Here is a 12537-nt window from a genome sequence, read left to right as displayed (position 1 = left end):
CAGGATCGCGTCCAGCTCGCCGCAATTGGGCCCGCGAATCGCGCCGGTCTGGTTCCGGCCGAACGGCCGGTCGACACGCCGGAGGGAAGCGGGATTCAGCCCGCTTCCTGCGCGGAATCCGCGTCTTCCGCCGCCTCTTCGGCTTCGTCGGCCTTGGCCTTGGCCGCCTTCTTCTTGGCGGGCTTGGCCTTCTTCGCCGCTGCCTTGGGCTTGGCCTCCTCCGCCGCGTCCTCGCTCTCGGCCCCGGACTCGACTTCGGTTTCGGCCTCTGCCTCGGCCGCTTCGGCCGCCGGCTCGTCGTCGCCGCGGGCCTGCTTCTCCTGGGCCGCCTTGGAGATCGCCGCGCCCAGGATGTCGCCCAGGCTGGCGCCGGAGTCGGACGAGCCGTATTCGGCCATGGCCTGCTTCTCTTCCTGGATCTCGCGCTGCTTGATCGACAGCGTGACCCGGCGGGTCTTCTTGTCCAGCGTCGTCACCGTGGCGTCGATCCGCTCGCCCACCGCGAAGCGCTCGGGGCGCTGCTCGCTGCGGTCGCGCGACAGGTCCGTCTTGCGAATGAAGCCGATCAGGCCTTCGCCGACCTCGACCTCGATTCCCTTGTCACCCACCGATGTCACCGTGCCGGTGACCGTCGCGCCCTTCTTCAGGGTCTCGACCGCGGAGCCGAAGGGGTCGTCGGTCAGCTGCTTGACGCCGAGGCTGATGCGCTCCTTGTCGATATCGATGTCGAGCACCTTGACCTTGACGTTCTGGCCCTTGGCGTAGTCCTTGACCGCTTCCTCGCCGCTCTGGCTCCAGTCCAGATCGGAGAGGTGCACCATGCCGTCGATGTCGCCCGGCAGGCCGACGAAGAGGCCGAACTCGGTGATGTTCTTGACCTCGCCCTCCAGCTCGGTGCCCGCCGGGTGCTGGACCATGAAGTCCTCCCAAGGGTTCGACAGGCACTGCTTTAGGCCGAGGCTGATCCGGCGCTTCTGCTCGTCGACGTCGAGCACCTTGACCTCGACCTCCTGGCTGGTCGAGACGATCTTGCCGGGATGGACGTTCTTCTTGGTCCAGCTCATCTCCGAGACGTGCACCAGGCCCTCGATGCCCGGCTCCAGCTCGACGAAGGCGCCGTAGTCCGTAATGTTGGTGACCCGCCCCTTGACCTTGCTCTCCGGCGGATACTTGGCGCCCACGCCTTCCCAGGGGTCGGCCTCGAGCTGCTTCATGCCGAGCGAAATGCGCTGGGTCTCGGGGTTGAAGCGGATCACCTGAACCTGGACCTGCTGGCCGATGTTCAGCGCCTCGGTCGGGTGGTTGATGCGCTTCCAGGAGATGTCGGTGACGTGCAGCAGACCGTCGACGCCGCCGAGGTCGACGAAGGCGCCGTAGTCCGTGATGTTCTTGACCACGCCGGTGAGGATCTGCCCTTCCTTCAGGTTGGCGATCAGCTCGGAGCGCTGCTCGGCGCGGGTCTCTTCCAGGACGGCGCGGCGCGACACCACGATGTTGCCGCGCGAGCGGTCCATCTTGAGGATCTGGAACGGCTGGGGCGTGCCCATCAGCGGGCCGACGTCACGCACCGGGCGAATGTCGACCTGGCTGCCCGGCAGGAAGGCGACGGCGCCGGAGAGGTCGACCGTGAAGCCGCCCTTGACCCGGCCGAAGATTACGCCGGTGACGCGTTCGTTGTCGCCGAAGGCCTTCTCGAGCTGGACCCAGGCTTCCTCGCGCTTGGCCTTCTCGCGCGACAGAACGGCCTCGCCATTCTTGTTCTCCATGCGCTCCAGGTAGACCTCGACCTCATCGCCGGCCTTGAGCTCGGGCGTGTCGCCGCCTTTGTGGAACTCCTTGAGCGCGACGCGTCCTTCCGACTTGAGCCCCACGTCGACCAGGGCCGAATCGCCCTCGATCGCGATGATGATGCCTTTGAGCACCGTTCCTTCCAGCCGCTCGGCGTGGCCGAGCGATTCATCCAGGAGGGCGGCGAACGATTCCTTGTCGGTTGCGGGGCTTTCGGTGGTAGCGGTGGCCATGAGCGCGTCTGTCCTTTGCGTTTACGGTTCTGATTCAGGCCGACCGGTTGTCTCCGGCGGTCTTCCCGGTTCGTCCCGGGCTTGGGTTCACTCCAATCCTGGTTACGGCCGTCTCGGTTCCAGCGCGGGAGCCCGCGTCACAACATGCTGGACCGCGGCCTCGAAGGCCGCCTCGGCGTCCATCTCGGTCGTGTCCATAATGATCGCGTCTTCCGCCGGCCTTAACGGCGCAGTCTGGCGCCCGCTGTCGCGGGCGTCCCTGTCCTGCAAATCCTGCAGGACGCGGGCGTATATACTCTCCTCGCCGCGTTCTAGCAACTCTTTGTGTCGCCGCCGGGCCCGGGACTCGATGCTGGCGGTGACGAAGAATTTCACCTGGGCCCCGGGGCAGACCACGGTGCCGATATCGCGCCCGTCCAGCACGGCGCCGGGGCCGCCGTCGGGCGGCGTCGCGGCGAAGCGGCGCTGGAAGTTGAGCAGGGCCGCCCGGACCGGCGCCATGGCGGCCACGACGGAGGCGCCCTGGCCGACCGCCTCGCGGCGCAGGTCGGCCCGCTCCAGGTCGCCGCCCTCGAGCGACCGGGCGGCGGCCAGGGCGGCCGCCGGGTCCTCGGGGCTTCCGCCCTCGGCCAGCACCTTGGCGGCCACCGCGCGGTAGATCATCCCGGTATCGAGATAGGCCAGGCCGAAGGCGCCGGCGAGGCGCCGCGCCAGGGTCCCCTTGCCGGCCGCGACCGGCCCGTCGATGGCGATGACAGTCACCGGGCCCTCAACGCCCCTGGAGTCCGCCCAGGCCGGCCCCCAGCTCGCCCATCAGGCTCTGGAAGCTCGGGAAGGAGGTGTCGATCGGCGTCGAATCGTCGACCGTGACCGGCTTCTCCGACGCCAGACCGAGTACCAGGAAGGCCATGGCGATGCGGTGATCGAGCCGGGACGCGATCGACCCCCCGCCGGGCGGCCGGCCGCCGGCGCCCTCGACCACGAGGAAGTCGGGCCCCTCCTCCACCGCGACCCCGCAGGCGGCCAGGCCCTGGGCCACGGCGGCCAGTCGGTCGCTCTCCTTGACCCGGAGCTCGCCCAGCCCGCGCATCACCGTTCTGCCCTCGGCCACCGCCGCCGCGACCGCCAGGATCGGGTACTCGTCGATCATCGAGGGGGCGCGTTCCGCCGGCACCTCGACGCCCTGAAGCGGGCCCGCCTCGGCGACCAGGTCGGCGACGGTCTCGCCGCCCTCCTCGCCCCGGTTCTCGTAGCGGATGCTGGCGCCCATCTCCTCGAGGGTGGTGAGCAAGCCGGTGCGCAGGGGATTGGTGCCGATCCGCGGCAGGCGCACCCGCGAGCCCGGTGCGACCAGGGCGGCGACCAGGGGGAAGGCGGCCGAGGAGGGGTCGGCGGGCACCCGGATGTCGCCGCCGGTCAGCTCCGGCTGGCCGCAGAGGGTGATCCGCCGCACCGCGTCCTCGCTGTCGTCCTCGACGGCGACCGCCGCGCCGAAGTGGCGCAGCATGCGCTCGGTGTGGTCGCGGGTCGGCGCGGGTTCCTCGACGATCGTCTCGCCGGGCGCGGATAGGCCGGCGAGCATCACGGCTGATTTGACCTGAGCCGAGGCGACCGGCAGACGGTAACGAATCGGCAGGGGGTCGGCGCTGCCGATGACCGTCAGCGGCATGGTGCCGCCTTCGCGAGTCAGGATGCGCGCGCCCATGCGCTCCAGAGGCTCGGCGACCCGCTTCATGGGGCGCACCCTGAGCGAGGCGTCGCCGGTCAGCACCGCCTGGATGCCGTGGCCCGCGATCACCCCCATCAGCAGCCGCGCGCCGGTCCCGGAGTTGCCCAGGTCGAGCACGTCGTCCGGCTCGACCAGGCCGCCCAGGCCGCGGCCCCAGACGTGCCAGACGCCCTCGGGGCCGCGCTCGATCTCGGCCCCCATGGCCCGCATGGCCGCCGCGCTGCGCAGCACGTCCTCGCCCTCGAGCAGCCCCTCGATCCGGCTCTCGCCGACGGCGAGACCGGAGAGCAGGAGGGCGCGGTGCGAGATCGACTTGTCGCCGGGTACGGCGGCGGTGCCCTGCAGGCCCTCGGAGGGATGCGCGGTCAGCTCTGCCATGGCCTGAGAAAGTCTCCGATGCGACGAACATGCCGCCGCGCGGCGCCGCGCCGGCGCCCGTCTCTAGCAAATGGCGCGGGGAGCGAAAAGGGCGCTGGACTGCGGCCAATAATCTTTTGACAGCCGACAACGATCATGGCAATTGGCTCGGCCTATCCGAAGAGACACCAAACAACGAGGCGGGCGTTGTCCAAACCCGATTGGGGCACCAAGCGAACGTGCCAGAATTGCGGCGCCAAGTACTACGACCTGACGCGCAGTCCGATCACCTGCCCGAAGTGCGGCACGGTGTTCAACCCCGATGCGCTTCTGAAGTCGCGGCGCCGCCCGGCCAAGCCGGCCGAAACGCCGGCGCCGGCGAAGGCCGTTGCAGCGGCGAGCAAACCGGCCGCCACGGAGGAAGAGGCACCCGAGGTCGAGAAGACCGACGACATCGAGGATTTGTCGGAGGGCGAGGACGAGGAGGAGGTCATCGAGGACGCCTCGGAACTCGGCGAGGACGACATGTCCGACGTGGTCATCGGGGACGACGAGAAGGAAGAGTCCTAAGGGGCGCTCCGGCGTAAGCCGGTGCAGCGGAGCGGATCCCGGCAATTTTCCCTTGCCTTGACCCGGTGCCCTCCCTAATTTCCAGGCGATTTCCCGGGCCCCTCCCAACGCGCCCGGGTCGTGGTTCGGGGCCGTAGCTCAGTTGGGAGAGCGCTACAATGGCATTGTAGAGGTCAGGGGTTCGACTCCCCTCGGCTCCACCATTCAAACCTGCACTCTGATATTCGGCGTATCTTCCGCCCGGTCCGGCAGGGTCGGGGGCGATTACAGGCCTACCAGAACAAGCGCCACACTTCCCAATAGGCGCTCGTGCCGGGCGACCGGCCTGCTCTGCGACCGTCAGTCTTCCATGTCCCATTCTGTCGGCTTCCTTGATGAAGCCCGTAATCTCATGATTTGAGTCATGGCCGCAGGTCAGCCGGGGTGAAGGCTGGTGGGGCCGCGCAGTTTCGGTTGGGAAGGGGGATGATTTTGGAAGAGAGTTTTCTGGGCGCTGACTGTCGCAGCGGAACCCCGTCGAAAGCGGCGGGCGCAGGCCCTGCGGTCTGGCCAGGCATCCCCTGTCTTGCGAGAGTGGCGATAGCCAAGAGGGGAAGACCATGATGCGAAGCTTCCGGAGATGCGGTCGAGGACGTCGGGCATCGGCGGCCTTGCTGGCCCTGCTGTTCGCCACGATCGCGCTCGCGGTCCCCGGCGCCGCGCAAGACCTCGTGGCCCCCGGATACACAAGCGCGCTCAGGCCGGCCGACGTCTCCAGCCCGCGCGACACGCTGAGGAGTTTCCACTTCTTCAGCGACGCGTTGAACAGGGCGCGGGCCCTGGGCGGGCCCCTGGAAGACCGCCACCTCTACTTTCTGGGCGCCGAACAGACGATCGATTTCGCGTCGACGATCTACGGCCGCTCGATCAACGAGAAGCTCGCCCGCATCGCCATGCTGAAGGAGGTGCTCGACCGGATCGAGCTGCCTCCCTTCGGGCAGATCCCGGGCGCCGACGAGGTGGCGGAGGGGAGCATCGACAGCTGGACCATACCGGGCACCTTCATCCGGATCGTACGCAAGAGCGAAGGCCCCAACGCCGGCGATTTCCTGATATCTGCGGCCTCGATCGGGGACATCGACCTGGCGTATCGCCGGATCAAGGATCTGCCCTACAAGCCCGGCAAAAGCGGCTACTACGAAGACTGGCTGAACAACCCGCCGCCGGAAGGCGCCGCCGCCCGCGAGGTCAAGATCCTGCTCGGAGGCCTCACTACCTCCAGTCCACGCGCCACGCTCGAAGGCTTTCTCGCCAGCATGAACGCGGCCTACCGGATCGCCGCGGAAACCGAGGCGGCTCTTACCGCCACGCCTCCCGAGATCACGGTCGAAGAGGCGCGCGAGGCGGAGGTCCGGGCGGGCAGCCTGCTGCGGCGCGCGGCCAGCGCGCTCGACGTAAGCAAGGTGCCGGCCGTGCAGCGCCAGGACGAGGCCATCGAAGCCGCCATGATGCTGAAGGAGATTCTCGACCGCTTGCGCCTGCCGCCGATCGAAACCGTGCCGGATCTGGAGGCCGTCGAGGCCGCCGAGACCAGGCCCTTGCGATGGCGCCTGCCCGGGACCCGTCTCTGGATCTCGGAGGTCTCCGACGAAGAGCGTTCCGGCACCTTCCTGTTCGACCCCGGCTCCGTGGCAAGGATCGCCGCGAGCTACCGCCAGGTCGCCGAGCTGCCCTATCGCTCGGAGCTGAATCCCCGCATTATCGCGGAGTACACCTCGCCGGAGATCTCTCCGGGATTCTACGAGGGCTACATTTCGACGCCCGGCACCCTGGTGCCCAGTGCCCACTTCCTCGGGCGACTCACGCAGAAGCTCCCCGAGAGCTTGCTGGTCGTGCAGGCGGGTCAGACTCGTTGGCAATGGATCGGGCTCGGACTGGTTTGTCTCGTGGTGCTGCTCGGCGGCTACCTGGTTTTTCGCCTCGTGTCCTTGACGAGCCGGAAAATCGACGGTCCGCTCGGCAGCTGGACGCAGGTGCTTTCTCCGGTTCTCGTCGGATACGGCGTCCGGGCCGCGGCAAGGATTGTCGACAACGACCTGAACCTCACGGGCGATGTTCTGGGCTCGGTCCGGTTCATCGGCGGCGCGGTCGCGCTCTTTCTCTTCGCCTGGGCGATCTGGCGGGCCTCGATCGCGGTCGCGGACAGCATTACCGCTTCGCCGAGAATCTCGGACAGCGGCCTCGACGGCAGCCTCGTGCGCATCGTCAGCGGTCTCGTTGCCATTGTCGCGGCCCTGATAATCATCGTGACCGGGCTTCGCGACCTGGGCGTGGACGCGGTGCCGCTGATCGCCGGGCTCGGCGTCGGCGGCCTGGCCGTCGCCCTGGCGATCCGACCGACGCTCGAGAACCTGATCGGCGGGATCATCCTCTTCGCGGACAAGCCCATTCGGGTTGGCGACTACTGCAGCTTCGGCGGCATGAACGGCACGGTCGAGAGCATCGGCGTGCGCTCGACCCAGATCCGCGCGCTCGACCGGACCCTGATCTCCGTCCCGAACGCCAAGTTCGCCGACATGGAACTGATCAACTGGGCGCAGTGCGACCGCATGCTGATCACCGCGACCATCGGGCTACGCTATGAGACCGCGGACGATCAGCTACGCAACGTGCTCGTGAAGATCCGGGAGATGCTGCACGCCCACCCCAGGATCGACCGCGAGACCGTCCGCGTCCGCTTTGCCGGCTACGGGGCCTCTTCCCTGGACCTCGGGGTCCGCATCTACGCCCTGACACGGGACTGGAACGATTTCCATGCCATCCGGGAGGACGTGTTCTTCCGCATCAAGACGATCGTCGAAGCCTCCGGGACGAGCTTCGCCTTCCCGTCGCAGACTCTCTACCTGGGGCGCGACGACGGTCTCGATCAGGACCTGACGGATCGGTCCGTGCGGGAGGTCGAGGACTGGCGCCAAGAGGGCGATCTGCCGTTCCCCCGGCTGCGCCGCCAGCGCATGGACGAGCTCGAGGGGACGCTCGACTATCCGCCACGCGGCTCCGCCGAGGCCGCATCGCAGATCAAGCAGGCCCCAGAACCGCTTTCAGCCGAAAACCCAGGGGAAGACGAGGCCCCTGCTGAACGCGGGCCTCACGACCAAGGACCGCACCCTTGATCCACGGCGTCCTACCCTCGCCCGACGTCCGCGGCGCGCGCCTGGATCAGCGCCGACAGCAGCGCCAACGGGACGGTGCCGGCGATCGCCTCGTAAAGGCGGTCCCCGGTCGATACAGTCGCGTAGGGGAGGATGCCTTTCGGCCCGTAGCCGACGTGCCAGTGCCAGCCGGGCATGACCCGGTGCACCAGCGCGATGCAGAGGTCGGTCGACGCGGTGTAGCGGGGCGGGTTCTCCTCGGCGCCGGGCTCGGCGCCGAAGCGGTCGACCAGAGCGGAATCCAGGGACCTGTCGGCGCCGGTCGCCGTGCGCACGCGTTCCAGGAGTTTCCCGAGCTGGGCGGCTTCGTCCTGCATGGTTCCGACGGTATTTGACCCGTCCATTTTCGGCAAGATGGCGCGGCGGCCGCCGGCGCTCGTTCAGCGAGCCCGCTCTAGGAATTCTCCGGCGCGTGCCACTGGCAGTCGTGGGGGTTGACCGTGATCCTGGTGATCGGTGAGCGGTCCTTCTTGTCGCGGAAAGAAACCACCAGCTGGATCCGCTGCTTGTAGAAGTCCAGTCTGACGTAGTTCTTGCAGAAGGACTCGAGGAACTGGTGCCTGGGGACGACGCCGACCTCGGCGCCGTAGGGGACCTTCACATCGATGATCATTTCGATGCGACTGGATTCCGGGCGCGTGATGATCTCCTTGAGAGAGAAGTTCAGCGCCATGGGGCCACGGCCGCTCGGCAAAAAGAACCGCGCGGCCGTCTTCAGGCTCTTCGCCCTGTCATCCATCCAGGCCTGCCGGGCCTCCAAGGACGCGGTCTGAAAGTCGATCCCGCCGCTCCGCCCCGAGACATCCGCCATCAACACGAAGGCCAGGATCCCAACCGCCAGGGCGCCGATTGCAATGACGTAATTCATCGCCTCTGTCCGACCGGTGTAACCTCTTCAGCCTAGGCGCGTGGCGTTAAGACTTCGAGAAGGCCGGTCCTTCAGGCTCGGCTCGGAGCCCCTCCGCCCCCCTTTGGGGATAAGCCCGCGTGACCTGGATTCGGACCGCCGCTCTCGCCGCCTTCGTCTGTATCGTCTCCGGCCCAGCTCTCAGTCTGAGCTGCGCCCATCCGAGCCTCGACGAGGCGGCCCTCGACAGCGCAGTCGTGATTTTCGAAGGGAAAGCGGGTTCCAAACGCCCCTTGACGCGCGGTGAAACGACAAGGGTCGGCGGCCAAGGCTTGCGCCAGCTGGGCGGCCGGCGCAGCGACTTGAAGGTCTATCGTTTCACGGTGACCCGCGCCTGGAAGGGCGTCGCGCGGGGGCAAGCTTTGGATGTGCTCTTCAACACCCACTGGGGCGACGGTTTCGCCGAGGGCGAGAGCTACCTGGTGGTAAGCCCGCAGGCGATCGGCCGGCTCTTCTGGGCTCCGCTTTGCGGGCACTCCCTGGAACTAAGGTCGGCCGCCGATATGGGCGGCATCGCGACGCTCGAGCGCGTCATCGGCATCGGCGACCACGTCAAGATCTCGACAGCGGACCGCCTCTGCCAGCGCGCCCAGGACTGCACTTCGGTCCAGACCCATTGCGGCGGGTGCAGCTGCGGCTCTCCTGTGGCCAAGTCAGCGGCCGAGGCCTACGAGGCCGCCATAAAGCGCCTCTGCGCGATGGTTCGCGTGGCCGAACGCTGCGAGATGAACTGCCCACCTCTCGAACTCTCGTGCGCCGAAGGCCTCTGCGTGGCAGACTGACGCGTGTGCGCGCCCGGCCCCGGTCCGAGGCGATTGACAGAGATCAAGTTCGCCGGGTCCAGGCGCGCCTATGCTGACGGTTGAACAGACCGGGGACAGCCATGCTGAAACGCGGATTCAAGGACCTCCTGGCCGAGGCCAACGCGGTGATCGAGACGGTCTCGATCCAGGACCTGCCCTATCACATGGAAGACGCGGAGACCGTTCTGGTCGACGTACGCGACGAGCGGGAGCGCGAGCAGGACGGGGTCATCCCGGGCTCGATCCACGTGCCGCGCGGCATGCTGGAGTTCCAGGCGGACCCGGAAAGTCCGGCCTACAATCCGGCCCTCGACCCGGAAGGACGGATCATCTGCTACTGCGGCACGGGCGGCCGTTCCGCGCTGGCCGCGAAGACCTTGCTGGAAATGGGCTACCGCGAGGCGGCTTCCTTGGCCGGCGGCTACGCCGCCTGGAAGCAGGCCGAGCGCTGACTCGGCTCAGAGCAGGGGCCGCAACTCGACTGCGATCTCCTGGCTCAGGCGCTCCAGCGCCCGGCTCATGGCGATGGTCACTTCCTCGTAGTCGTCGCTTCCGGCCTGCTCGCGGATCACCGACTTCTTCGCCGCCGTCAGGTTCTTGCCGCCCGCGGAATAGATCGCCCAGCGACCGGTGAGATGGACCACGCCGTCGGGCGCCGCGTCGAAACGGGAGACCTCGAGTTCGACCTGGATGTCGACCTCCGAGAGGCGGCGGCGCGGCAGGGTGAAGACCGTGTCGCTCTCAAGGATGACCGCCAGGTTTTCCGCCAGGACCCGGGAGACCAGCTCTTTCAGTGGTTCCGCCCAGCGGTCGAACTCGCCGACCACCAGCTTGTTGGCGCTGGCCCGCCTGACGATCTGCGGCCGGTCGAGATAGGACGGGACCGTGATCGGGCCGACGCCGATCACAGGACTCGACGTTGCCGAGGACCGATTGGCCGCCTCGGTCTCCAGGCCCGAGATCATGTAGAGGTTCGTCGGCGGGCTCTCCGTGCAGGCCGCCAGCGGCATGAACAGCAGTGCGAGGAACAGGACCAGGCGTCCCTGACGGCGCCCGCGGCGATGACTCACGATCATTACTGAACCCCTCCCTTGCCTCTCAGCAGCGCATCCGGATTCTGCTCGAGAAAGTCCGCGAGCACGCGGATCGAGTTCGCCGCTTCCGAGAATTCGTTCACCATCCGCATCAGGTCGAAGCGCAGCTGAGCGTCGGCCCCGACCAGGCCGTCGACCGATTCGATCAGGTTGTTCGCCTGCTCCAGGGCCGTGTCGGCGGAGGCCGAGGCCTGGCGCAGGTTGGCCAGCATCGGCCCGACATCCCGCTGCACCAGCTTGTCGACCCCGGCGAGCGCCGAGTCGAGCGACTTGACCGACTGCTTCATCTCCGGCGAGTCGACCAGCACCTCGACGCCCTGGACCGTGCGGCGCACGTCGGCGATCAGCTCGTCGAGCGGCAGCGCGGCGAGATTCTGCAGGATCTCCGTGGCCGACTGGGTGATCTGCTCGATATCCTGGGGAACGGTGGGAATCTCTGGATAGAGCCCCTTCATGCCCAACTCCGCCGGCTCCGCGTCGGGGAAGAAGTCCAGGGCGACATAGAGCTGCCCGGTCAGCAGGCTGCCCGAGCGGAGCTGCCCTCTCAGGCCGCGCCGGATCAGGGCGTCGGCGGAGCCGTAAGGATCGCCGCTGCTCTTGACGCCCGCCCGTTCCGGCTCGATCGAGATCACCACGGGGATGCGGAACTGATTGTCCTCCTGGTCCGTGACTTCGAGGCGGACCTCCCTGACCGATCCGATGCGGATCCCGAGGAGCTCGACCGGCGCGCCGGGGTTTAGTCCGCGCACCGAGCCGTCGAAGTAGAGCACGTAGGGTATGCGCTCGCGGATGCTCTCCTCGACGATGTCGCCCTTACTGGCCAGCAGCTGGAAGGTCGTTCCTTCCTCGGCCGCTTCGTTGAGCGTGGACGGCGGCGTCTCGAAGGCGATGCCGCCGCTCAATATGGTTTCGAGCGAGCCGGTGCGCACGCTGACGCCGTCCGCCCCGACGTCGATCTCAATGCCGCTCTCGTTCCAGAAGCGGCTCTGCGGCGTCACCCACTGGTCGTAGGGCGATTGGACGAAGGCGAGGAAGGTCACCTGCGAGCCGTTCTCCGCCAACTCGTCGCCGAGGATCTGGCCGACCCGCACCCCCTTGTAGAGGATCGGCGCGCCGGGGCCGAGTGAGCCCCGGGTCTCGGAGATCAGGGTGAACTCCTTGCCGGGCACGTCGAGCCGGATGACCGGCGGCGTTTCCAGACCGACGAAGGACTTGGTCAAATTCTGGCCCTGACCCGGAGAGATCTCGATGTAGGAGCCGGAAACCAGCGTATCCAAGCCGGAAACGCCCCCCGCGCCCAGGCGCGGCCGCACCACCCAGAAGCGGGTCTGCTCGTTGAGGTGCGGCTCCGAGCCGGACTCCAGGCTGGCGGTCACCGTTACGCCCGAGAGGTCCTGCTTCAAGGTTACGGCATCGACCAGGCCGACCTCGACGTCGCGAAACTTGATCTTGGTCTTGCCGGCCTCCAGGCCGACCGCCGTCTTGAAGTCGATGGTGATCTCCGGTCCCTGCTCGCTGATCGTGGTGTAGGCGAGCCAGACGGCGATCACGCCGGCGACGACGGGAATCAGCCAGACGATCGAGATGCCGCGCCGGGTCCCGACCTCGACCTGCGGCCCGCTTCCCGAAGGGCCGGCGCCTGAAGCGCTAAGGCTCTGATCTTGGCTCATGTTCTTCCTCCATGGAATCCCAGATGAGGCGCGGGTCGAAGGCCATGGCGGCGACCATCGTGAAGACCACAACGGCGGCGAAGGAGGTCGCGCCGACGCCTGGCTCGATCGTCGCGATCGAGCCCAGCTTCACCAGCGCGATCAGGATCGAGATCATGAAGACGTCGATCATCGACCATCGACCGACCGCCTCGA

General features: G+C 67.6%; 12 protein-coding genes and 1 tRNA gene. 5 read left to right on the top strand and 8 right to left on the bottom strand.

What is annotated here, in order from left to right; translation table 11 throughout:
• Positions 1–95 precede the first annotated feature (95 nt).
• The 3 genes from rpsA to aroA all read right to left on the bottom strand — a co-directional run bounded on the left by rpsA (position 96) and on the right by aroA (position 4128).
• Entirely contained in the window at positions 96–2021 is a 1926-nt protein-coding gene (rpsA, locus tag QNJ67_06635; protein ID MDJ0608636.1) for a 30S ribosomal protein S1, read from the bottom strand.
• Between the two features lie 102 nt (positions 2022–2123).
• A complete protein-coding gene (cmk, locus tag QNJ67_06630; protein MDJ0608635.1) occupies positions 2124–2783 on the bottom strand; it encodes a (d)CMP kinase in 660 nt (219 codons plus the stop codon).
• A gap of 7 nt (positions 2784–2790) precedes the next feature.
• A complete protein-coding gene (aroA, locus tag QNJ67_06625; protein ID MDJ0608634.1) occupies positions 2791–4128 on the bottom strand; it encodes a 3-phosphoshikimate 1-carboxyvinyltransferase in 1338 nt (445 codons plus the stop codon).
• A gap of 186 nt (positions 4129–4314) precedes the next feature.
• On the opposite strand from aroA, the gene QNJ67_06620 reads away from it, so the two are divergent.
• The 3 genes from QNJ67_06620 (at position 4315) to QNJ67_06610 (ending at position 7829) form a co-directional block, all read left to right on the top strand.
• The gene (locus tag QNJ67_06620; GenBank protein MDJ0608633.1) at positions 4315–4677 is read left to right on the top strand and encodes a TIGR02300 family protein; all 363 of its coding nucleotides are present in this window, start codon (positions 4315–4317) and stop codon (positions 4675–4677) included.
• A gap of 127 nt (positions 4678–4804) precedes the next feature.
• A tRNA-Ala gene (locus QNJ67_06615) sits at positions 4805–4880 on the top strand.
• A gap of 447 nt (positions 4881–5327) precedes the next feature.
• Positions 5328–7829 (top strand): mechanosensitive ion channel family protein, encoded by a 2502-nt coding sequence (locus QNJ67_06610; protein MDJ0608632.1) that lies wholly within the window; start codon positions 5328–5330, stop codon positions 7827–7829.
• Between the two features lie 11 nt (positions 7830–7840).
• Here QNJ67_06610 and QNJ67_06605 read toward each other — a convergent pair whose 3' ends face one another.
• On the bottom strand, positions 7841–8185 hold the full coding sequence (locus QNJ67_06605) for a hypothetical protein (protein ID MDJ0608631.1): 345 nt from the start codon (positions 8183–8185) through the stop codon (positions 7841–7843).
• Positions 8186–8262: 77 nt separating this feature from the next.
• Complete coding sequence (locus tag QNJ67_06600; protein MDJ0608630.1) at positions 8263–8736, bottom strand: hypothetical protein; 474 nt, start codon at positions 8734–8736, stop codon at positions 8263–8265.
• 119 nt (positions 8737–8855) lie between these two features.
• On the opposite strand from QNJ67_06600, the gene QNJ67_06595 reads away from it, so the two are divergent.
• Both QNJ67_06595 and QNJ67_06590 read left to right on the top strand, forming a co-directional pair.
• Entirely contained in the window at positions 8856–9557 is a 702-nt protein-coding gene (locus QNJ67_06595) for a hypothetical protein (protein ID MDJ0608629.1), read from the top strand.
• A gap of 101 nt (positions 9558–9658) precedes the next feature.
• Positions 9659–10030, top strand: coding sequence for a rhodanese-like domain-containing protein (locus tag QNJ67_06590; protein MDJ0608628.1), 372 nt, complete (start codon positions 9659–9661; stop codon positions 10028–10030).
• A 6-nt stretch (positions 10031–10036) separates the two neighbouring features.
• Here the strand turns inward: QNJ67_06590 and QNJ67_06585 are convergent, their stop codons facing one another.
• The 3 genes from QNJ67_06585 to QNJ67_06575 form a co-directional block, all read right to left on the bottom strand.
• Positions 10037–10654, bottom strand: coding sequence for a PqiC family protein (locus tag QNJ67_06585; GenBank protein MDJ0608627.1), 618 nt, complete (start codon positions 10652–10654; stop codon positions 10037–10039).
• Positions 10654–12342, bottom strand: coding sequence for an MlaD family protein (locus tag QNJ67_06580; GenBank protein ID MDJ0608626.1), 1689 nt, complete (start codon positions 12340–12342; stop codon positions 10654–10656). The genes QNJ67_06585 and QNJ67_06580 overlap by 1 nt, the downstream gene beginning before the upstream one ends.
• Positions 12320–12537: paraquat-inducible protein A (locus QNJ67_06575; protein ID MDJ0608625.1), on the bottom strand; the 218-nt coding region annotated here is incomplete at its 5' end. The genes QNJ67_06580 and QNJ67_06575, both read right to left, overlap by 23 nt.

This window comes from Kiloniellales bacterium, assembly GCA_030064845.1.
In the GTDB taxonomy this organism is placed as follows: Bacteria; Pseudomonadota; Alphaproteobacteria; order Kiloniellales; family JAKSDN01; genus JASJEC01.
Note: the sequence above shows the minus strand (reverse complement) of the source record. Positions and strands in the feature narration are given on the sequence as shown.